21 protein-coding genes and 1 tRNA gene are annotated in these 20,127 nt (G+C 74.5%); 11 read left to right on the top strand and 11 right to left on the bottom strand.

Going from position 1 to position 20,127, the window contains the following annotated elements; genetic code table 11:
* Nucleotides 1-65: 65 nt before the first annotated feature.
* The gene (locus A6V29_RS15275; RefSeq protein ID WP_137161098.1) at nt 66-755 is read left to right on the top strand and encodes a MucR family transcriptional regulator; all 690 of its coding nucleotides are present in this window, start codon (nt 66-68) and stop codon (nt 753-755) included.
* Nucleotides 756-759: 4 nt separating this feature from the next.
* On the opposite strand, the gene disA is transcribed toward A6V29_RS15275, so the two are convergent.
* The 4 genes from disA to A6V29_RS15255 form a co-directional block, all read right to left on the bottom strand.
* The gene (gene disA / locus A6V29_RS15270) at nt 760-1,842 is read right to left on the bottom strand and encodes a DNA integrity scanning diadenylate cyclase DisA (RefSeq protein ID WP_137161097.1); all 1,083 of its coding nucleotides are present in this window, start codon (nt 1,840-1,842) and stop codon (nt 760-762) included.
* Nucleotides 1,843-1,954: 112 nt separating this feature from the next.
* Nucleotides 1,955-3,319, bottom strand: a complete 1,365-nt coding sequence (gene radA, locus A6V29_RS15265) for a DNA repair protein RadA (protein ID WP_137161096.1) — start codon at nt 3,317-3,319, stop codon at nt 1,955-1,957.
* 45 nt (nt 3,320-3,364) lie between these two features.
* Entirely contained in the window at nt 3,365-4,006 is a 642-nt protein-coding gene (locus tag A6V29_RS15260) for a copper chaperone PCu(A)C domain-containing protein (protein WP_137161095.1), read from the bottom strand.
* Between the two features lie 123 nt (nt 4,007-4,129).
* A complete protein-coding gene (locus A6V29_RS15255; protein WP_137161094.1) occupies nt 4,130-4,984 on the bottom strand; it encodes a UbiA family prenyltransferase in 855 nt (284 codons plus the stop codon).
* Between the two features lie 123 nt (nt 4,985-5,107).
* On the opposite strand from A6V29_RS15255, the gene A6V29_RS15250 reads away from it, so the two are divergent.
* Genes A6V29_RS15250 through rlmB form a run of 5 tightly spaced genes read left to right on the top strand, consistent with a single transcriptional unit; the run spans nt 5,108 to nt 9,289 of the window.
* A complete protein-coding gene (locus tag A6V29_RS15250) occupies nt 5,108-5,590 on the top strand; it encodes a CarD family transcriptional regulator (protein ID WP_091767428.1) in 483 nt (160 codons plus the stop codon).
* Nucleotides 5,591-5,628: 38 nt separating this feature from the next.
* Nucleotides 5,629-6,372, top strand: a complete 744-nt coding sequence (gene ispD / locus A6V29_RS15245) for a 2-C-methyl-D-erythritol 4-phosphate cytidylyltransferase (RefSeq protein ID WP_137161093.1) — start codon at nt 5,629-5,631, stop codon at nt 6,370-6,372.
* On the top strand, nt 6,369-6,890 hold the full coding sequence (gene ispF / locus A6V29_RS15240; RefSeq protein WP_137161092.1) for a 2-C-methyl-D-erythritol 2,4-cyclodiphosphate synthase: 522 nt from the start codon (nt 6,369-6,371) through the stop codon (nt 6,888-6,890). Before ispD ends, ispF begins: the two co-directional genes overlap by 4 nt.
* 42 nt (nt 6,891-6,932) lie before the next feature.
* Complete coding sequence (gene cysS / locus A6V29_RS15235) at nt 6,933-8,327, top strand: cysteine--tRNA ligase (protein WP_137161091.1); 1,395 nt, start codon at nt 6,933-6,935, stop codon at nt 8,325-8,327.
* A complete protein-coding gene (gene rlmB, locus A6V29_RS15230) occupies nt 8,309-9,289 on the top strand; it encodes a 23S rRNA (guanosine(2251)-2'-O)-methyltransferase RlmB (protein WP_249933261.1) in 981 nt (326 codons plus the stop codon). Before cysS ends, rlmB begins: the two co-directional genes overlap by 19 nt.
* Before the next feature lie 101 nt (nt 9,290-9,390).
* On the opposite strand, the gene A6V29_RS15225 is transcribed toward rlmB, so the two are convergent.
* Together A6V29_RS15225 and A6V29_RS15220 are read right to left on the bottom strand one after the other, a co-directional pair.
* The gene (locus tag A6V29_RS15225; RefSeq protein ID WP_249933260.1) at nt 9,391-10,671 is read right to left on the bottom strand and encodes a DUF445 domain-containing protein; all 1,281 of its coding nucleotides are present in this window, start codon (nt 10,669-10,671) and stop codon (nt 9,391-9,393) included.
* An 18-nt stretch (nt 10,672-10,689) separates the two neighbouring features.
* Nucleotides 10,690-11,871, bottom strand: a complete 1,182-nt coding sequence (locus tag A6V29_RS15220) for a S1C family serine protease (RefSeq protein WP_137161090.1) — start codon at nt 11,869-11,871, stop codon at nt 10,690-10,692.
* 548 nt (nt 11,872-12,419) lie between these two features.
* Here A6V29_RS15220 and A6V29_RS15215 point away from each other — a divergent pair.
* Nucleotides 12,420-13,094, top strand: a complete 675-nt coding sequence (locus A6V29_RS15215) for a hypothetical protein (protein WP_137161089.1) — start codon at nt 12,420-12,422, stop codon at nt 13,092-13,094.
* Between the two features lie 76 nt (nt 13,095-13,170).
* Nucleotides 13,171-13,243 (top strand) — tRNA-Thr (locus A6V29_RS15210).
* A 33-nt stretch (nt 13,244-13,276) separates the two neighbouring features.
* Here A6V29_RS15210 and A6V29_RS15205 read toward each other — a convergent pair.
* Genes A6V29_RS15205 through A6V29_RS15185 form a run of 5 tightly spaced genes read right to left on the bottom strand, consistent with a single transcriptional unit; the run spans nt 13,277 to nt 17,895 of the window.
* On the bottom strand, nt 13,277-14,683 hold the full coding sequence (locus A6V29_RS15205) for an aldehyde dehydrogenase family protein (RefSeq protein WP_212719438.1): 1,407 nt from the start codon (nt 14,681-14,683) through the stop codon (nt 13,277-13,279).
* Between the two features lie 45 nt (nt 14,684-14,728).
* Nucleotides 14,729-15,793 (bottom strand): phosphotransferase family protein, encoded by a 1,065-nt coding sequence (locus A6V29_RS15200; protein ID WP_137161088.1) that lies wholly within the window; start codon nt 15,791-15,793, stop codon nt 14,729-14,731.
* Nucleotides 15,787-16,788, bottom strand: coding sequence for an Rv3169 family protein (locus A6V29_RS15195; RefSeq protein ID WP_137161087.1), 1,002 nt, complete (start codon nt 16,786-16,788; stop codon nt 15,787-15,789). Before A6V29_RS15195 ends, A6V29_RS15200 begins: the two co-directional genes overlap by 7 nt.
* A 30-nt stretch (nt 16,789-16,818) precedes the next feature.
* Nucleotides 16,819-17,445 carry a TetR/AcrR family transcriptional regulator gene (locus tag A6V29_RS15190; protein WP_137161086.1) on the bottom strand — a complete coding sequence of 209 codons (627 nt, stop codon included), beginning with the start codon at nt 17,443-17,445 and terminating at the stop codon, nt 16,819-16,821.
* Between the two features lie 54 nt (nt 17,446-17,499).
* A complete protein-coding gene (locus A6V29_RS15185) occupies nt 17,500-17,895 on the bottom strand; it encodes a DUF5313 family protein (RefSeq protein ID WP_137161085.1) in 396 nt (131 codons plus the stop codon).
* A gap of 87 nt (nt 17,896-17,982) precedes the next feature.
* On the opposite strand from A6V29_RS15185, the gene A6V29_RS15180 reads away from it, so the two are divergent.
* The 3 genes from A6V29_RS15180 to A6V29_RS15170 all read left to right on the top strand — a co-directional run bounded on the left by A6V29_RS15180 (nt 17,983) and on the right by A6V29_RS15170 (nt 19,833).
* Nucleotides 17,983-18,414 carry a CBS domain-containing protein gene (locus tag A6V29_RS15180; protein WP_137161084.1) on the top strand — a complete coding sequence of 144 codons (432 nt, stop codon included), beginning with the start codon at nt 17,983-17,985 and terminating at the stop codon, nt 18,412-18,414.
* A gap of 27 nt (nt 18,415-18,441) precedes the next feature.
* Complete coding sequence (gene rarD / locus A6V29_RS15175; RefSeq protein WP_137161083.1) at nt 18,442-19,359, top strand: EamA family transporter RarD; 918 nt, start codon at nt 18,442-18,444, stop codon at nt 19,357-19,359.
* Nucleotides 19,360-19,491: 132 nt separating this feature from the next.
* A complete protein-coding gene (locus A6V29_RS15170; protein WP_137161082.1) occupies nt 19,492-19,833 on the top strand; it encodes a DUF3263 domain-containing protein in 342 nt (113 codons plus the stop codon).
* Nucleotides 19,834-20,127 lie beyond the last annotated feature (294 nt).

The raw sequence follows: 20,127 nt of genomic DNA, 5'->3' as shown, positions 1-20,127 counted from the left end.
TGCCCTGGCCGGCCAGCGGCGTGCCGGTGCGGACCGGAGAGCGGGCCGCGGTTACGGTTCGGCGCGTGCTGCACCCGGTCGGCCCCCTCCCCGCGCGCGTCTACTGGCGCCGCAGGCTGGTCGTGCTGACGGCGCTCCTCGCGGTCCTGGGCGGCGTCGTCGTGGGTGTGGCGGTCCTGCTGCCCGGCGGCTCGGGCGCCGACGCCGGGACGACGGACGAGGCGGCTCCGCCGGTGCCGACCCCGGCGCTGGAACAGGTGGTCCCCTCGCTCATGGCGGTCCGCACCCCGGCCCCCCTGGCTCCCGAACCGGTGGAGCCGGAGGCCGCCCCCGTCGTCGCGGAGACCGCACCGGCTCCGGAGCCCGGTGGGCCCTGCACGGACGAGATGCTCGGCGTCGAGGTGCGCGCACCGGCGGCCGCGGCGCTCGGCAGCAAGCCGACGCTCGACCTGGTGGTGACCAACGTGTCGACGGTCCCGTGCGTGCGGGACCTGGACAAGAAGCTGCAGGAGCTCATCCTGGTCGACGCCGCCGGGGCGCGGGTGTGGGGGAGCAACGACTGCTTCCCCGAGGAGGGCGCCGACGTCAGGACGCTGGTGCCGGGCGAGGCGGTCGCGTTTCCGGTCATCTGGGGTGGGCTGACCAGCGAGCCCGACTGCCTGGCGGAGCGGGTGGTGCCGCCCGCCGGGACCTACGCCGTCCGCGGCCGGCTGGACACCAAGAGCTCGGCGGACGTCCCGCTGACGCTCGGCTGATCTATCAGCTGTAGCGGTCGAGGATCGAGGTCTCGGCCAGCCGGGAGAGGCCCTCGCGGATGCCCCGGGCGCGGGCCTCGCCGACGCCTTCGACGGCCAGCAGGTCCTCGATCGTGGCGGCGAGCAGCTTCTGCAGACCGCCGAAGTGGTCCACCAGCCGGTCGATGATCCCGGACGGGAGGCGGGGCACCCGGTTGAGCAGGCGGTACCCGCGGGGGCTGACGGGCGAGTCGAGGGCGTCCGGCGAGGTGGGCAGCCCGTAGCAGCGGGCCACGGCGGAGAGGTCGAGCAGCTCGGTGGCCGACAGCGCGCGCAGATCGGTGAGGACCTGGTCGATGCTGCGGGTCCGGCCCCCACCGGGCAGGTAGTCGCGCACCAGCAGGCCGCGGTCGTCCTCGACCCCGGCCAGCATCTCGTCGAGCTGCAGCGCGAGCAGGCGCCCGTCGGTGCCGAGCTCGACGACGAAGCCCTCGATCTCGTCGGCGATCCGGCGCACCATCTCCAGCCGCTGGCTGACGCTCATCGCGTCGCGGACGGTGACGAGGTCTTCGATCTCCAGCGCCGACAGCGTGCTGGCCACCTCGTCCAGGCGCAGCTTGTAGCGCTCCAGCGCGGCGAGGGCCTGGTTGGCGCGGGCCAGGATCGTCGTCGGGTGCTCGAGGGTGTAGCGGCGCCCGGCCACGTAGACGCTGATGATGTGCATCGACTGGCTCACCGAGATCACCGGGAAGCCGGTCTGGATGGCCACCCGCTCGGCCGTCCGGTGCCGGGTGCCCGACTCCTCGGTCGGGACCGTCGGGTCGGGCATGAGGTGCACGCCGGCACGGACGATCCGGCTCCCGTCGTAGGAGACGATGACCGCGCCGTCCATCTTGGCCAGCTCGCGCAACCGGGTGGCCGACAGGGCGACGTCCAGCGCGAACCCGCCGGTGCAGATCGACTCGACGACCCGGTCGTAGCCCAGCGTGATCAGCGCGCCGGTCCGCCCAGCGAGGATCCGCTCCAGCCCGTCGCGCAGGGCGGTCCCCGGTGCGATGCGGCCGAGGAGCTCGCGCAGCGCGACATCGGGGTCCTCAGCGGCTGGCACGAGCGCTCCTGACGGTCGGGGTGCAGAGGGTCGAGTCTACGTGGCGGTGGGTCTGCGGTCCGGGCTCCTGCCCGGTCCGCAGGCCAGCCTGCCAGATGCGAGACGGTGAGGTTCAGAACAAGCGGTGGAAGGCCGATCCCAGGTCGGGCACCTCCACGAGCCGCATGCCCGGCGGCGGGCTCCCGGCGTCCTCGGGCACCAGGGCCACCCGGTAGCCCTGCCGGGCCGCCTCGGCCAGCCGCCGGCCGGTGCCGCCCACCCGCCGGATCTCACCGGAGAGCCCCACCTCGCCCAGGGCGATCATGCCCTCGGGCAGCGCGCGGTCCCTGGCGGCCGACGCGATGGCCAGGGCGAGGGCGAGGTCGGCCGCGGGCTCCGCTATCCGCACTCCGCCGACGGAGGCGGCGAACACGTCGGCCTCGGCCAGCTTCACCCCACCCCGGCGCTCGACGACGGCGTTGACCATGGCGACGCGCTGCGCGTCGAGGCCGCTGACCGCCCGTCGCGGGGATCCGCCGCCGGAGGAGCTCGCGACCAGCGCCTGCACCTCGGCCAGCAACGGGCGGCTGCCCTCCATGGTCACCGTCACGCAACTGCCCGGCACCGGTGCGGCACGCCGGGAGACGAACAGCGCCGAGGGGTCGGGGACGCCGACGACACCGGCGTCCCCGATCTCGAAGCAGCCAATCTCGTCGGCCGGGCCGAACCGGTTCTTGGTGGCCCGGATCAGCCGGAGCGTGGAGTGGCGCTCGCCGTCGAAGGCGATCACCACGTCGACGAGGTGCTCGAGGGTGCGCGGGCCGGCGATGGCGCCGTCCTTGGTCACGTGTCCGACCAGGATCGTGGTCATGCCCCGGCTCTTGGCGACGGCGGTCAGCGCGCCGGCCACGGCGCGGACCTGCGTGGCGCCGCCATCGGTGCCCTCGCCCGGCGAGCGCACGGTCTGCACGCTGTCCAGGACGAGCAACGTCGGGTTCACCTGCTCGACGTGCGACAGCACGGCCGACAGATCGGTCTCCGCGGCCAGGAACAGCCGCTCGTGCAGCGCGCCGATCCGCTCGGCCCGCAGCCGCACCTGGCCGGCCGACTCCTCGCCGGAGACGACGAGCGCCGGACCGTTGCTCGCCGCGACGCGGTGCGCGACCTCGAGCAGCAGGGTGGACTTGCCGACCCCGGGCTCGCCGGCGACGAGCAGCACCGCCCCCGGTACGAGCCCACCACCGAGCACCCGGTCGAACTCGCCGATCCCGGTCGGCACCGCGCGGGCGCCGGAGAGCTCCACCTCGGCGATCGGCCGTGCCGGAGCCGTGACGGGCCCGGCGGAGACCGCACGGAGCGCGGGCGCTGTCGCGCCGGCCTCCTGGATCGTGCCCCACGCCTGGCACTCGGGGCAGCGGCCGACCCACTTCGCCGAGGAGTAGCCGCACTCCGTGCAGCGGTGGGCGGGGCGGGTGGACTTCACACCAGGAGCAGGCACGCGGCGACGCTAACCGCCGCGTACGACGGTTTCGGGGAAGGCGACTCAGTCGCCGACGTCGGACTCCCGCTCGCGGGCGATCTCCTCGCCGGACTCGGTGCCCTCGCCCTCCTCCTCGTGGAAGTCGAACGACTGGCCGCGCCGGACCTCCTCGTCGGGGGTGTCCACGGTCGCGCGCACGGTGACCTCGCCCGCGTTCTCGAAGGTGAACACGAGGGTGAGGTACTGACCGACGGTGAGGGACTCCTCCAGGTCGGTCAGGGTGATGGTGACGTCGTCCTCGCCGACGAAGACGGTGCTCCTCGCCGGCAGCTCGATCCCGTTCGACTCGACGACGGGGACGCTGCCCAGCGGGCGGCCCGCCAGGGCCGCCCTGGTCGTGTCACCCGAGAGCTCGGCGGACGCGAAGCCCTCGCCCTCGACGGAGACGAGCCGGTCGGCCTCCTGGCCGCTGTTGACGATCGACACCCGCAGATCGGCGTCGTCACCGGCGTCGTAGGAGGTGCCGCGGGGCGGGTAGAGCAGCTGCACCTGGCGCAGCTCGATCGAGCCGACCCGCGCCATGGAGCCGGTCTGGTCCCGGTCCTGCGTGGCGGTCTGCGTGACCTGTCCCGCGCTGCACGCGCTGAGCGTGACGGGAAAGAGCAGCGCAACGCCCAGGGTGGCGGCGCGCAGGGCGCGGTTCACAGCCGTCGACCTCCACACGGTTCGGTCCGGCCGTCGCGGGAGCGACGGCCGGGGGATCCTCCGGAGCGTAACGGTCGCCCCCGGCCCTCCGCCCGCAGGGAAGGCAACCGGACACGTCGGGGCTCAGGTGAGGCCCGCCCCGCCGAGCAGGAGCAGCACGACGGTGAGCACGGTCAGGACCATCACGGCGGGGAAGGCGAGGCGTCGTCCCCTCGGTGTGCCCGCGAGCGCGGCGATGCCCGCCACCGGCACCGCGACGACGAGGCCGGCCCAGCCGGTGGGGGTCGGCGGGCCCTCGGGGGCGAGGACGAGCAGGGCCGCCGCGCCGAGCAGCAGGACGGCGGAGGTGACGGCCGAGCCGACCGCGCCCAGCCGGTGCGGCAGCCCGCGCACACCGGTCGCCAGGTCGTCCTCCAGGTCCGGGGCGACGTTGGCCAGGTGCGCGGCCGCCCCGAGGGCCCCACCCGCGGCGACCAGCCACCAGGGCGCCGACGGTGTGCCGGGGGCCGCGGCGACGACGCCCGCCGGTAGGGCGCCGAAGCCGAGGACGTAGGGCAGCACCGAGGCGGCGGTGCGCTTCAGCCCGGCGTTGTAGGCCCAACCGCTGGCCACGAGGACGAGCAACAGCACCCCGGCGACGACGCCGAGCGCCAGCGAGAGGACGACGGCGGCCCCGACGGAGAGCAGCGCGGCGGCCCGCAGCGACGACGGGGCGACGGCGCCCTGCACCACCGGCTTGTCCGGCCGGGCCACCGCCCGGTCCCGATCGGCGTCCAGCCAGTCGTTGCTCCAGCCGATGGACGCCTGACCTGCGAGAACGGCCAGGCAGACCAGGACCGCGCGTCCACCGCCGACGCCTGCGGCGACGGCGAGCAGCGTGGCGACGGCCGTGACCGCGACCGCCGGACCGGGGTGCGTGGCGCGCACCAGAGCGGTCGCGAGAGCCGTTCCGGAGCCGGGTCGACGCACATCGGACATGCCTCTGTCAACCCCTTCGCGGCGATGGACCGGCCTTCTGACCTGCGGCTTTGCAATTACGTGAGGGTCCGTTGAATCAGTTTGCCGTGGTAAGATCTAGGGAGCGAAAGGGGTCACATTCACATGGGCTTCACTGTCGGCGAGACCGTCGTCTATCCGCATCATGGTGCTGCGCTCATCGAGGCGATCGAGCAGCGGACCATCAAGGGCGTCGAGAAGGCTTACCTGGTTCTGAAGGTCGCTCAGGGCGACCTGACCGTGCGCGTACCCGCCGACAACGCGGAGATCGTCGGTGTCCGGGACGTCGTGGGTCAGGAGGGGCTGAACAAGGTGTTCGAGGTGCTCCGCGCACCGCACACCGAGGAGCCGACCAACTGGTCCCGCCGCTACAAGGCCAACCTCGAGAAGCTGGCCTCGGGCGACGTCAACAAGGTGGCCGAGGTCGTGCGCGACCTCTGGCGCCGCGACAAGGACCGCGGGCTGTCGGCCGGGGAGAAGCGCATGCTCTCCAAGGCGCGGCAGATCCTGGTCAGCGAGCTCGCGCTCGCCGAGGGCACCAACGAGGACAAGGCCGAGATCCTGCTCGACGAGGTCCTCGCCAGCTGAGCGCTCCTCAGCACACCAGAACGAACCGGACCACTCCCGTGCACGCTGTCGCGATCGTCGCAGCGGCCGGGAGTGGTTCGCGTCTGGGGGCAGGCCTGCCGAAGGCGCTGGTGCCGCTGGCCGGTCGCCCGCTGGTGGCCTGGTCGGTCGAGGCCCTACGCGCGGGCGGGGTCGCCGAGATCGTCGTCGCGGTGCCTGCTGCGCAGCGGGAGGCGTTCGCCGTCGCCCTGCCGGGCGTTCGCCTCGTCGACGGCGGGGCCAGCCGGACCGGCTCGGTCCGGGCGTGCCTCGATGCCGCGACCGCGCAGGCCGACGTCGTCCTCGTGCACGACGCCGCCCGGCCACTGACGCCGCCGGAGCTGGTGCGCCGCGTCCTGAGCGCGCTCGGCGACGGTCATCCGGCCGTCGTGCCGGTCCTGCCCGTCGTCGACACCACGGTGACCGTGGACGATGCCGGGGTGATCACCGACGCCCCGCCGCGTGCCGCCCTCCGCCGGGTGCAGACCCCCCAGGGCTTCGCCCGCGCGGTGCTCAGCGCCGCCTACGCCGACCTGCCGCCCGACGCCGACCTCACCGACGACGCGACCGTGGTCCGCGCGGCCGGCGTCCCGGTGCTCACCGTCCCCGGCGACGAACGGGCCGCGAAGGTGACGGTGCCGCACGACCTGGTCCTGGCCGAGGCGACCGTGAGGACGACGGGTGAGCGAGCATCGCAGGGAGCGCCAGCGACCGAGGAGCGGAACGAGCCGGGAGTCGAACCGATGAGTCAGGTGGCCCGGTGACCGGGCTGCCGCGCGTCGGCACCGGCACCGACGTGCACCCGATCGAGGCCGGACGGCCCTGCTGGCTGGCCGGCCTGGAGTGGCCCGGAGCCGACGGCTGCGCGGGGCACTCCGACGGCGACGTCGTGGCCCACGCGCTCACCGACGCCGTGCTGTCCGCCGCCGGGATGGGCGACATCGGCGGGCTGCTCGGCACCGACGACCCCCGCTGGGCCGGCGCCCGGGGCGCCGACGTCCTGGTGCACGTGCGCGAGGTGCTCCACGCCGCCGGCTGGCAGGTGGGCAACGCGTCGGTGCAGCTGATCGGGAACAGCCCCAAGATCGGCCCGCGGCGCGGCGAGGCCGAGGCGGTCTTGACCGCGGCGCTCGGGGCGCCGGTGAGCCTCACCGCGACCACCACCGACGGGCTGGGGCTGACCGGCCGCGGCGAGGGACGGGCGGCCATCGCCACCGCCCTGGTGGTCCGGACGGGGGAGAGCGGCGCGGACGCGGCGCAGCCGGGCGCACCGGCTCCGTAGACTCCCCGCGGTGTCCACGCCGCGCTACGTAAACTTCGCGCGGTGAGCCTCCGCCTGTACGACACGGCCGCCCGCGCGGTCCGCGACTTCACGCCCCTGCGTGCCGGTCAGGCGTCCGTCTACGTCTGCGGGCTCACCGTGCAGGGCCCGCCGCACATCGGCCACGTCCGCGCGGCGCTCGCCTTCGACGTGCTGCGCCGGTGGCTGACGCACAGCGGGTTCGAGGTCACCTACGTCCGCAACGTCACCGACATCGACGACAAGATCCTCGCCAAGTCGGCCGAGCACGGCGTCCCGTGGTGGGCGTGGGCCTACGACAACGAGCTCGCCGCCACGCGCGCCCTCGACGTCCTCGGTGTCCTGCCGCCCACCTACGAGCCGCGCGCCACCGGGCACATCCCGGAGATGGTCGAGCTCATGGAGCGGCTGATCGAGCGCGGGCACGCCTACGCCGTCGACGGCGACGTCTACTTCGACGTCCGCTCGTTCCCGGAGTACGGCGCGCTCACCGGGCAGAAGCTGGAGAACCTCGAGCCGGCCGCCGACACCGACAGCGACGAGCGCAAGCGCGACCCCCGCGACTTCGCACTCTGGAAGGCCAGCAAGCCGGGCGACCCGGAGACCGCCTCCTGGGCCACCCCCTGGGGGCGCGGGCGGCCGGGCTGGCACCTGGAGTGCTCCGCGATGGCGGGCAAGTACCTGGGTGCGGAGTTCGACATCCACGGCGGCGGCCTCGACCTGCGCTTCCCGCACCACGAGAACGAGCAGGCCCAGTCGCGGGCCGCCGGCGACGGCTTCGCACGCTACTGGCTGCACAACGGCTGGGTCACCCTCGGCGGCGAGAAGATGAGCAAGTCGTTGGGCAACACCGCGCTGGTCGACGAGGTGGTCAAGCGCGTCCGGCCGGTGGAGCTGCGCTACTACCTGGCCGCGCCGCACTACCGCTCGGCGATCGAGTTCACCGACGACGCGCTCGCCGAGGCCGCCTCGGCCTACCGGCGGATCGAGTCGTTCGTGAAGCGGGCAGCCGAGCGGGTCGGCGACGTCGCGACCCACCTGCCGCCGGCCTTCGCCGCCGCCCTGGACGACGACCTGGGCACGCCGGCCGCCGTCGCGGTGATCCACGACCACGTGCGCGAGGGCAACACGGCGCTGGCCGGCGGTGGGGACGACGACGTCGCCACAGCGCTGGGCGCGGTGCGCGGGATGCTCGGCGTCCTCGGGCTCGACCCGCTCGACCCGCGGTGGGCCGGCGGCGCCGACACCCGGCTGGCCGAGGCCACCGACGGCCTGGTCGCCCTCGCGCTCGAGCAGCGCCAGGCCGCCCGCGCCCGCAAGGACTTCGCCGCGGCCGACGCCATCCGCGACCAGCTCACCGCCCTCGGCGTCGCCGTCGAGGACACCCCGCACGGACCCCGATGGGAGCTGACCCGCTGATGGCCGGCAACAGCCAGCGCCGCGGCCGCACGACCGGTGCGGGGAAGAAGACCGCGACCGCCGGGACCGGCGGCAAGAACCGCCGCTCCCTGGCCGGCCGCGGGGCGACCCCGCCCGCCGAGCAGCGCTACGGGCACCCTGCCCAGCGGCGCGCCCAGGCGCAGGAGCGGCAGCGCGCCGAGCGGACCCGCGCTCGCCAGCGCGCCGAGGAGTCGCCGGAGCTGCTGCTCGGCCGCAACCCCGTCGTCGAGGCGCTGCGCGCGCAGATCCCGGCGACCGCGTTGTACGTGGTCACCGGCGACACCGCCCGGACCACCGACGACCGGATCACCGAGGCGGTCACCCTGGCCGCCGATCGCGGGCTCCCCCTGCTGGAGGTGGGCAAGGCGGAGTTCGACCGGATGTCCCAGGGCGCGCTGCACCAGGGCATCGGGCTGCAGGTGCCGCCCTACGACTACGCCCACCCCGACGACCTGCTGGACCTGGCCCGCAACTCCGGCCGGCCGCCGCTGCTGGTGGCGCTCGACGGCGTCACCGACCCGCGCAACCTCGGCGCCGTCGTCCGCTCGGCCGCCGCGTTCGACGCGCACGGCGTCGTCGTCCCGCAGCGGCGGGCCGTCGGGATGACCGCCTCGGCGTGGCGGACCAGCGCCGGCGCGGCCGCCCGCATCCCGGTGGCGCGGGCGGTGAACCTGCCGCGTGCGCTGGCCGCCTACCAGGACGCCGGGCTGCAGACGGTCGGCCTGGCCGGTGACGGCGACGTCGACCTGCACGAGTACGACGGGTTCGCCGACCCGGTGGCCCTGGTGGTCGGCGCGGAGGGCGCGGGGCTCTCGCGGCTGGTGCGGGAGAAGTGCGACGTCGTCGTCCGCATCCCGATCGACCGGGACACCGAGTCGCTCAACGTGAGCGTCGCGGCGGGCATCGCGCTGTACCAGGCCGCCGCCGCCCGCCGCGGATGATCAGCTGACCTGATCCCAGCGCGTCCTCCCTCACCGTCTGCGCTGAGGGAGGACGCTCGATGATCAGGTGAGCTGATCATCGGCGGGGCCGGCGGGCGGGGTCAGCCGATCAGCTGGGCGACCGTGTAGATCACCAGGCCGGCGAGGCCGCCGACGACGGTGCCGTTGACCCGGATCCACTGCAGGTCGCGGCCGACCTGCAGCTCGATGCGCCGGCTGGTCTCCTCGGTGTCCCAGCGGGCGACGGTGCTGCTCACCAGCTCGGCGAGGTCGCCGGCGAACCGGTCGACCAGGTGGCCGGCGATGCCGTGCGCGTGCCGTTGCACCAGCTCGCGGACGGTGCGGTCGGTGCGCAGCAGGCGGGCGCCGTCGAGGATCAGCGCGGTGACCCGCGATCGCAGCTCCGACCCGGGGTCGGCCGCCGCGGCGAGCACCGCACCCTTCGCGTTGGACCACAGCGAGCCGGACCAGGCGCGCACCGCCGGGTGCTCGAGCAGCTCCTTCTTGAGCGCCTCCACGCGGGCGGCGGTCTCGGGATCGGTACGCAGCGCGTGCACGTAGGCGCGCAGCCTGTCGTCGTAGGAGCGGCGCAGCTCGTGCCGCGGATCGGCACCCACCTCGTCGAGGAACTGCTGGACACCGGCGAAGGCGCGGTCGAACACCCGGTCGTCCACCCAGTCGGGCACCCAGGCGGGGGAGGCGTCACCGAGCTGGGCGCGGAACACCACGCGGTTGTCGTGCAGGAAGCGCGACAGCAGCCGCAGCGCGGCGGAAAGCACCTCCTGGTGGCGGTCGCCGTCGACGACCAGCTCCAGCACCCGGGCGAGCACGGGAGCCGCCTCGGTGGCGTGCAGCTTGCGCTCGACGATCGCGGCGACGGCGGGCTCGAGGTCCTCGTCGCGCAGCAGGTCGGTCAGCGCGGTCAGGGCCGCGGCCGCGTCCCCGGACAGCCGCTCGGCGCGGCCGGGCGCGGCGAGGAAGTCCCCGAGCCGGGTGGGGACGTCGATGGTGGTCAGCTTCTCCTCGACCACGGCACGGGTCAGGAAGTTCTCCTGGACGAACGCGCCCAGGCTCTCGCCGATCTGGTCCTTCTTGCGCGGGATGATCGCGGTGTGCGGGATCGGCAGCCGCAGCGGGTGCCGGAACAGCGCCGTGACGGCGAACCAGTCGGCCAGCGCGCCGACCATCGAGGCCTCGGCGGTGGCGCGCACGTAGCCGATCCAGGCGCCGTGCTCGGTGCCCACCAGGGTGCAGACGACGAAGACGACGGCGGCCAAGAGGAACAGGCCGGTCGCCAGCCGCTTCATCCGGGCCAGGTCGCGCTCCCGCTGCGGATCGTCCAGCGAAGCCGTCAGCGCGAGCGACGGTCGGGGTTCCGGCACGTCCCGAGCCTAGGGAGGCTAGCTCGTCTCCCCGAGGGTGACCTCGATCGTGCGGGTGTTCCCGTCGCGGCGCACGGTCAGCGCGACGGTCTCGCCCGGCGCCTGGCTGCGCACCGCGGCGGTGAGCTCGGTGGAGGTGGTCACCGGACGGTCGCCGACGGCGGTGACGACGTCGCCCACCCGGATGCCGGCGTCGTCGGCGGCGCTGCCGTCGGTGACCTCCACGACCTCCGCGCCGCTGCCGATCTCGGCGTTCCCACCGCCGGTGGCGGTGCGGGCGCTGACACCGAGGAAGGCGCGGGTCGCCTCGCCGGTCGCCATGAGCTGCTCGCCGATGCGCTTGGCGGTGTTGCTCGGGATGGCGAAGCCGACGCCGATGTTGCCGCTCTGCGTCTCGCCGAAGCCACCGGAGGCCACCGTCGCGATCGCGGTGTTGATGCCGATGACCTCGCCGGCGCCGTTGACGAGGGCGCCACCGGAGTTGCCGGGATTGATCGCGGCGTCGGTCTGGATGGCGTCGATGACGGTGGCCTCGTCGCGCGCCTGCCCGGTGGCGACGGCGCGGCCCGTGGCGCTGACGATGCCGTCGGTGACGGTGTTGGTGAGCCCCAGCGGAGCGCCGATCGCGACCGCGACGTCGCCCACCTGCACCTCGTCGGAGTCGGCGAAGGTGGCGGGAACCAGGTCCTCGGCGCCGTCGAGCAGGACGACCGCCAGGTCCGAGGCGGGGTCGGTGCCGACGACCTCGGCGTCGTAGAGGGTGCCGTCGCTGGTGCGCACCTGCACCTGGCCCGGATCGCCGCTCTCGCCGACGACGACGTGGTTGTTGGTGAGCACGTAGCCGTCCTCGGTGAGCACGACCCCCGAGCCGCTGCCGGAGCTCCGGGCGCCGCTCACGTAGAGAGTGACGACGCTGGGCGCGGCCTTCGCGGCGGCCGCGGTGGCGGTCGTCGCGGTCTCCGGGTTCTCGATGACGACGTTCTGCGCGGCGACCGGCGAACCGCCGGCCAGGCTGCCGTCGTCGACGAGCGTCACCACGCCCGCGCCGGCGGCGCCGCCGATCAGGGCACCGGCGGCGAGCCCGGCCAGGCCGATGCGGAGGCGGGAACTGCGGCGCGCGGGCGCGGGGTCGCTCGCAGGCGCGCCGAACAGGCTGGGCGAGGGGCTGCCGTAGCCGGTGGGCACGGGGGTGGTCGGCATCCGGGGCGGACCCCAGTACGACTGCGTGCCCGGCTGGTACTGCCCCCAGGGCGGCGGACCGTAAGAGGGCGAGCCGTAGGACGGGGAGCCGTAGGCGGTGGGGCCGTAGGGCTGCTGGTCGCGTCCATCGCCGCCGAGCGAGGGCTGCGGCGCGGTGGGCGCGGACGCCGGTCCGACGTCGGGACCCGGGCCGGAATGCGGCGCCGTGCCCTCCGCGGGCTCGCCGGAGCCGGTGGGACCCGAGGGGCCGTGTTCGCTCACTGGTCGCTTCCTCCCTCCGCGCGGCCACCCGACCGGCGCGACGCCTCCACTGTCCTGCCGCGCACTGGCGCGCGGCTGGAGGCTGCCTGTGGGGTGCCTGGACGGGTCAACGCGGAAACCCGGCGAACCATGCCCGCCGGCTGCTGCGCCCGCCGCCGGCTCGACGGCGCGAGCGGCCACGGACGGGGATACTGCTGGTCGCAGCGAGTGGTCGGGCGGCCGGCCATCGACGTCGTACCCCCCGCAGGAGGACACCAGTGCCCGGTCGCTTCGGTCGGTTCGCGCCCGTGCTCGCGACCCCGCTCGTCGCGGTGCTCGCGGTGGCCGGGGCGCTCGCCCTGGAGGGCTCGGCGATCGTCGCCCTGCTCGTCGTCACCGCGGCGGTCGGCGGAGCGGCGGCCGGCGCGGCATGGGCGGAGTCGCAGGTCACGACCAGCGCGCGGGTCGCGGGAGCGCGCGCGGCGGCGTGGACGGCCGGTGGACTGCTCGTCGTGTGCGGCGCCGCGCTGCTCGTCGGGATGACGGTGACGGTGCTCGCGGGTGCGTTGCTGGTCCTGGCCCTCGTGCTGGTCCGCCGGCCCGCCCCGGGAGGCGTTACGCACACCGCACCACCGCCGGCCGAGCCGGAGGGGCCGGTCGTCCTCTCCCCGCTGCACCCCGCCGCTCCGGTCTTCCGGCCCTTCTTCACCGACGACGGCGCCCGAGCGGTGCTGCTGCAGGTGCGGGCCTCGAGCTCCCAGGCCCTCGGCGAGGAGTGGCTGGACCTGAGCGCGCAGCTGGACAGCTCCCCGGAACCGGCCACCCGTCAGGCGCTGGCCGCCCGACGGACGCTGGTGCTCGACGAGCTAGAGCGGCGCGACCCGGACGGGCTCGCACGCTGGCTCGCCGCCGGGGCGCCGCGCGGCGTCGACCCGGCGGACTACGTGCGCGACGAGCCCCCGGCGGGCAGCGGAACCTCCTGACCGGAGCGACGACCGCGCACCACGGAGCGGGGGAGGGAGTCCCTATCCTTGTCCCGGGACTCCGTCCCCACGTCTCGCCGACGTGGCGCAATTGGTAGCGCACCCGACTTGTAATCGGGCGGTTAGGGGTTCAAGTCCCCTCGTCGGCTCCGATCCGGATCCGCTGCCGGCCGGCCCGCCCGCTACTGCTTGCGCCGGTGCACCACCTGCATGTCGGTGAATCCCTTGAGGCCCCACGGTCCGTTCTCCACGCCGATGCCGCTCCACTTCAGCCCGCCGAACGGCAGGTTCGGCGCGAGGGCGGCGTGCGTGTTCACCCACGCGGAACCGGCGTCCAGCTGCCGCGCCACGGCCTCGCCGCGCTCGGTGTCCGTGGCCCACACGGAGGCCCCGAGCCCGTAGGTGGTCGCGTTGGCGCGCTCGACCGCCTCGTCGAGGTCGCTGTAGGGGATGACCGGCAGCGCCGGGCCGAACTGCTCCTCGTCGACGATCTCCGTGCCGTCCGCGGCGTCGGTCAGGATCGTCGGCGCGAAGAAGTAGCCCGGACGCTCCAGGGCCGCGCCGCCGGCGGCGGCCTTGGCGCCGGAGGCGAGCGCGCCCTGCACCAGGGCGGCGACCCGGTCGAACTGCGGCCGGTTCTGCACGGGGCCGAGCTTCGTCGCCTCGTCCATGCCGTCACCGACGACGACGCTCTCGGCCTCGGCGACGAGGGCGTCGACCACCGCGTCGTGCAGGCTCTCGGGCACGTAGACGCGCTTGACCGCGATGCAGGTCTGCCCGTTGTTCTGGAAGGCCGCGGAGAACAGCTGCTTGCCGACGACGGCGGGGTCGACGTCGTCCAGCACGATCGCCGGGTCGTTGCCGCCGAGCTCCAGGGTGACCCGCTTCAGGTCCGCCGCCGAGGCGATCGCCACCTTCTTCCCGGCGCTCACCGAGCCGGTGAAGCTGACCTTGCGCGGCGTGGGGTGCGCGGTCATCGCGGCACCCAGCGAGTCGCCTCCGGTGACCACGTTCAGCACGCCCGGCGGCAGCGCCTGGTTGAGCACCGCGACCATCGCCAGCGAGGACAGCGGGGTGTAGGGCGAGGGCTTGAGGACGACGGTGTTGCCCGCGCGCAGCGCCGGGGCGATCTTCCACGACGACAGCAGCAGCGGGAAGTTCCACGGTGCGATCGCGGCGACGACGCCGATCGGCCGGCGGACGACCTCGACGAAGGCGGCGTCGTCGTCCTGGACGATCTCCCGCTCCACCTCGAGGTCGGCGTAGTACTGCAGCCACATGCCGACGCCCATGACCTCGAACATCGCCTCGCCCAGCGGCTTGCCCTGCTCCTGGGTGAGCAGCGTGGCGATCTGCGGGGTCGCGTCGCCCAGCGCCTTGGCGGCCAGCCGCAGCGCCTCGCGCCGGGCGTCGTCGTCGAGCTTCCAGCTGCGGAAGGCCTGCTGGGCGCCGGCCATGGCGTCGTCCAGGATCGCCGCGTCGGCCTCCGGGGCGGTCGCGAAGGGCTCGCCCGTCGCCGGGTTGATCACGTCGAAGCGCTGCGCGGCGTCCCGGGACTCGCCGTTGATGGTCATCAGGTGCTGGGTCACGTCAGGTGTCCTTCGGTCGGTCGGAGGGGGAGAGGGGGGAGTGGGTCAGGTCAGGACGTCGGCGGCGTCGAGGTCGAGCGCGTGGCGGGCGTGCCGGTCGGCCATGGCCAGGAACATCCGGTCGCCGCGGTCGGTGCGCTTCACGCTCATCGACGCGAGCACCGCCATCGACAGCCCGGCCCACGTGCCGCGCCGGTAGTCCTGCCAGCAGTCCGCCCAGTCGTAGCCGGTCACCCCGCCGGCGACCAGGCCGTCGTGGTAGCTCCGGACCAGGCCCTCCTCGACCTCGCGCCGCACCTCGGGGGCCAGTCCCGCGCCGAGGAAGTAGGCGACGTCGCTCGGCCCGGTCCCGGTGCCGCAGGTCTGCCAGTCGACGACGGTGACGACGCCCTGCGGGTCGATGAGCAGGTTGTCCAGCCGGTAGTCGGTGTGCGTCACCGTCTGGGGTCGGGCGGCCGTGGGCCGGGCGTCCAGCCGCAGGAAGTACAGGTCACCCGCCTGCTTGACGTGCGGCTCCAGCAGTGCCGCGTACCGCTCCTGGAAGCCCGCCCACAGCGTGGGCAGGACCTCCCGCAGCAGCGCGGCCCGCCCCTCCGGGTCTCCGTGCAGCCAGTCGAACCGGGCGAGGGCAGGGTCGCCCCACAGCGGCGCGTGCAGGTTCACCAGTTCGCCGACGGCGGCCGCCGCGACCGCCGCGTCGCAGCCGAGCAGCTGGTCACCGGGCTGCGCGGGGTCGAGGTCCTCGAGGAGCAGCACGAACGACGCCGTCGGCACGTCGATGTCGGCGTGCAGGACCCGGGGCGTGCGCACCGGCAGCCGGCCGGCCAGCTCCTGGTAGAAGCGGACCTCCTTCTCGTACGACCGGAACATGATCGCGGTGGCCCGGCTGCCCTCGTCCGCGGCGGGCAGCTTCGCCACCAGGGACGGCGGCCCGGCGTCCGCGTCGTCGTAGGCCAGCCGGATCCGCACGCTGTCGCACATCTGCCCGGTGCCGAGGGGCTGGACGTCCGCGGTGACCACGCGGGCACCGGAGAGGCAGCCCGAGGCGGTGAGGGCCTCGGTCAGCCACTCCGGGGTCAGCGCCTCGGGGGTGTCGGCGATGCTCAGCACGGCAGGATGCCGTCGACGTCGGTGTCCGGGAAGAACCGGTGGTGGCGGGAGCCGGTCACCTCGTAGACGGCGGTGCCGGTGCGGCCGTCACCGGTGCGTACCCGGACGACGTTGAGCCCCCCGCGGTGGAACGGCTCGTACGGCCGGACGAATTCGCCCTCGGCCTCGACGTCGATCGTGCGGCCGTCGGCCAGGACGAAGCGGCAGCTGCCCGCGACGCCGGCGACCTGCTCGCCGTGCTTGCCGTACGCCGCGACGGCGCCGTCCCGGTCCCGCCAGTCGACGTCGTACTCGAACCCGACCAGCGGCACCGGCTCGCTGCCGTCGGCGGCGGCCCAGCAGCCGTCGGTGTAGATGCGCGCGCCGTTGGCGAGCTCCCAGTGCCAGACACCGAGCATGCCGTCCTCCAGCTGGATCTGGAACCAGATCCACAGGGGGCAGCGGTCGTGGTCGCGCACGCCCCAGGAGTGGTCCCGCTGCCCGGTCCAGCCGTCGACCTCGTGCTCGACGCCGTCGACTGTGTAGGTGCCCGACCAGGTGCCGGACTGCAGGATGTGGCTCTGGTCCCAGACGACGCCGTCGGTCGCCCGCATCGTGCCGCGGCGCAGCCCGTACGGCTGGGTCCGGGCCCGGAACACCAGGTCCACCCCGATCGGGCTGACGTCGGGGTCGGCCCAGAGCCGGACCTCCTTCCACGGCTCGACGATCTCGACCCGCGCGCCGGGGACCTCGGGGGTCTGCGGGTCGTCGCCCAGGGTCCGTGCGCTGCTGTGCAGGATCTGCTGGCCGCCTACCCGGCCCATCTGCAGGCTGTCCATCTTGTCCGCCGCCGGCCGCACGGCCATCGTGAAGAACACCGCGTCGCCGGTGCCGGACGGGTGGTGGACGTCGAAGAAGTGGCTCTCGCGCCAGTGCGGGTGCGGGGTCGCGACCGCGGGCAGCAGCTCGGGTAGCTGGTGGGCGAGGTGCTCGTCTCCGGGGGTGGGTCGGGCCACGGTGCCTCCTTGTGGGTGTGACCCGGCACACTAGCGAGCGCTGCTCGCATCCGACAGCCCCTCGCCGAGGCCGTCGAGGAACGTGCGCAGCCCGAACGCGAAGACCTCGTCGCTGCTGGGGCCGCCGTCCCCGCGCGACCCCGCGGCCGCGTCGAACGCCACCGAGCCGAGGACGTAGTCGAGCAGCGCCAGGTAGGCGGCGCGCGCCCGGTCCGGGGGGTGTCCGGCCGCGAGCAGGTTCTCCAGCCCGCAGGCCGAGGCCCGCATCGCGTTCGGCCCGAGCAGCGGTGCGCCGCCCAGTGCCGGGACGACGTGCGGGTGACCGCGCAGGACCCGGCGCAGCTCGGCCGACAGCTGCTCGACGCGCACGCGCCCGGGCAGCCGGGGGTCGGGCAGGCGGAGCTCGCCCAGCACGGCGTCCACGAGGAGCACGAGGAGCTCGTCCCGGCTCGCGACGTGGCGGTACAGCGTCGAGCTGCCGGTGCCGAGGCGGCCCGCCAGCGCGCGCACCGTCAGCGCGTCCATCCCCTCGGCGTCGACCAGCGCCAGCGCCTCGGCGAGCACGAGCTCGAGGGTCAGGCCGTCGGTGTGCGGTCGCCGACGGCGCAGCCGTTCCTCGTGCTCGCGCCACCAGGCGGCGCTTCCGGGAGCGGACACCCGCGTCACGGTACGGCCACCGGGCGCCGTCGCGTCGACCTCGCGGCTCCGCACCTAGTCGAAGCTGCCCGCCCCGTCCCGGCGGTAGGGCGAGCGCTCCACCCGGTCCCGCTCCGCCCGCTCGGCCCGGACCCGCGCGGACGTGCCGGGCGGATAGCCGGCCTTGACCACCCGGTGCTCCGTCGTCTCGACGGCGTAGGCCAGCGAGAGGGACAGGCCGAGCAGCAGACCGCCGACGGCCGCGGACAGCCGGTAGGGCAGCGGCACCGGGACGGCGACCACGCACAGCAGCAGCGCCGGGAACAGCTGCACCAGCGCCCGGGCCAGGTGGCGCCACACCCAGGTCCGGCCCGTGGTGTCGGCCAGCACCCACGGGGAGAGGCGACGCGGCAGGCCGCCGCCCAGGGCGTACCAGACCCACTGCACCGGGTTGGGCCGCTGAGCGCGCACGTCCCGACGGTAGGCCGATCGGCGAGACGTTGTCCCGGACGGTGCGGCAGGGCAGACTCCACCGCACCGCCTTGCGAGGAGGAACGCGTGCAGATCAGCCAGTTGCTGCGTGGCAAGAACCCCGAGGTCGCGACGATCGACGGCGCGGAGAGCGTGCGGACAGCTCTCGCCGTCCTGGCGGAGAAGGGCATCGGTGCGCTGGTCGTCTCCCCGGACGGGCGCCGCATCGAGGGCATCGTCTCCGAGCGGGACGTGGCCCGGGAACTGCACGCTCGAGGCGCGAGCCTGCTGACCGACCCGGTGTCCAGCGTGATGACCGCCGACGTCCACACCTGCCCGCCGGAGGCGCGGGTCGACGACCTCGCGCGGACCATGACCGACGCGCGGGTCCGGCACGTCCCCGTGACCGTCGACGGCGCCCTGGTCGGCATCGTCTCCATCGGAGACGTCGTCAAGGCGCGGCTCGACGAGCTGGAAGAGGAGCGCCGGCAGCTGGTGGAGTACATCCAGACGCCGTAGGCGGAGGCGGCCGTACGCTCGCCCCTCGTGGACGAACGACGCCTGGGGGTCGCCTCCGGGCTGGCCGCCTACTCGATGTGGGGCCTGTTCCCGCTCTACTTCCCGCTGCTGGAGCCCGCCGGCGGCCTGGAGATCGTGGCGCACCGCGTCCTGTGGTCGCTGGTCTTCGTCGCGCTGCTGCTGACCGTCGTGCGCCGCTGGGGGCACGTGCGCGCCGCGGTCGCCGACCGGCGGACGCTGTTCGTGCTCGCCGGCGCCGCGGCCCTCATCTCGGCGAACTGGCTGATCTTCGTCTACGCCGTGAACTCCGGCCACGTCGTCGAGACCTCGCTGGGCTACTTCATCAACCCGCTGGTGAGCGTGGTCCTCGGCGTGGTGGTCTTCGGCGAGCGGCTGCGCCGCCTGCAGTGGACGGCGGTGGCCATCGCCGCGGTGGCGGTCACCGTCCTGACCGTCGACTACGGCCGTCCGCCGTGGATCGCGCTGTGCCTGGCCGGCAGCTTCGGCCTGTACGGCCTGATGAAGAAGCTGGTGCGGGTCGAGGCGGCACCGGGGCTGCTGGTGGAGACGGCGCTGGTGGCCGGGCCGGCGATCGTCGTCCTCTCGGTCCTGCACGTCGACGGCGCCGGGTCGTTCGGCACCACCGGCACGGGCGAGGCGCTGCTGCTCGCCAGTTCCGGGGCAGCGACGGCGATCCCGCTGCTGCTGTTCGCCGCCGCTGCCCGACGGATCCCGCTGTCGACGGTCGGCCTGCTCCAGTACGTGACCCCGTTGATGCAGCTGAGCATCGGCGTCTTCGTCTACGACGAGCCGATGCCGCCGGTCCGGCTGGCCGGGTTCGCCATCGTCTGGCTCGCGCTCGCGGTCTTCACGGCCGACACGGTGCGACACGCCAGAGCCGGGACACGCCGGGCACTTCCGGAGGTCGTGCCGGCTGGCCTGTGACCTGCGCCGCCCTCCCCTCCGTCCCGCCCGTCACACCCGCCGCAGGCCCGAAAACGTCGGTGGCCGGGGCTACGGTTCCGACCGAGCCGCCCGCACCCGGGGTCGGCGCAGCACGGCAGGAGCGAGACGAGCATGAGCACCGACCCCACCGCCGCGGTTCCCGCGGATGTCCTCGACGCGCCCGCGGAGCCGTTCGCGCCCGCGTTTCCGCAGGTCAGCGCGGTGGAGCTGTCCCCGCGGGACCGCGCGATGCTCGAGTTCGAGCGGCAGTGGTGGCGTCGGCCGGGCGCCAAGGAGACGGCGATCCGCGACCTGTTCCAGCTCCCGCCCACCCGGTACTACCAGGTCCTCAACGCCCTGGTCGACCGCCCCGAGGCGCTCGCGGCCGACCCGTTGCTGGTGCGGCGGCTGCGCCGCGTCCGAGCGGCACGACAGCGGCCGCGCCCGTCCCGAGGTCCTGGGCATCGGGGGTGACAGCAGTTAGATTCCGTCACCGTGGGCAGGCACGCGGGTTCAGGCAGTGACGGGACGGGCGCTCCGATCACCGGCGGCCGTCGACGGACGGACGTGCCGGACGGTCTCCGGCGTCGACCGGTCGACGGTCGGCTGAGCGACCACCCGACGGCTCCCGGCCGCGATCGCGACCGTTCGCGCGTCGCCCCCGCGCCGTCCCGGCGGCCCACCGCGGCCGCCGTCGCCGCCCGCACGTCCGATCCGGCCCAGGTGTCCCGCTCCCGCCTCCCCCTGCCGCCCGTCCCGGCTGCCGGC

It is taken from the genome of Blastococcus sp. CCUG 61487, from assembly GCF_005222955.1.
GTDB lineage: Bacteria > Actinomycetota > Actinomycetes > Mycobacteriales > Geodermatophilaceae > Blastococcus.
The sequence above is the reverse complement of the archived record's forward strand: the minus strand, read 5'-3'. Positions and strand labels throughout refer to the sequence as shown.

What these genes read in the sequence shown, in the direction of transcription:
- A6V29_RS15255 (WP_137161094.1), bottom strand. Translation starts at nt 4,984, where the DNA reads ATGTCCGATGTGCGTCGACCCGGCTCCGGAACGGCTCTCGCGACCGCT.
- A6V29_RS15250 (WP_091767428.1), top strand. Translation starts at nt 5,108, where the DNA reads ATGGGCTTCACTGTCGGCGAGACCGTCGTCTATCCGCATCATGGTGCT.
- rlmB (WP_249933261.1), top strand. Translation starts at nt 8,309, where the DNA reads ATGGGAGCTGACCCGCTGATGGCCGGCAACAGCCAGCGCCGCGGCCGC.
- A6V29_RS15220 (WP_137161090.1), bottom strand. Translation starts at nt 11,871, where the DNA reads ATGCCGACCACCCCCGTGCCCACCGGCTACGGCAGCCCCTCGCCCAGC.
- A6V29_RS15170 (WP_137161082.1), top strand. Translation starts at nt 19,492, where the DNA reads ATGAGCACCGACCCCACCGCCGCGGTTCCCGCGGATGTCCTCGACGCG.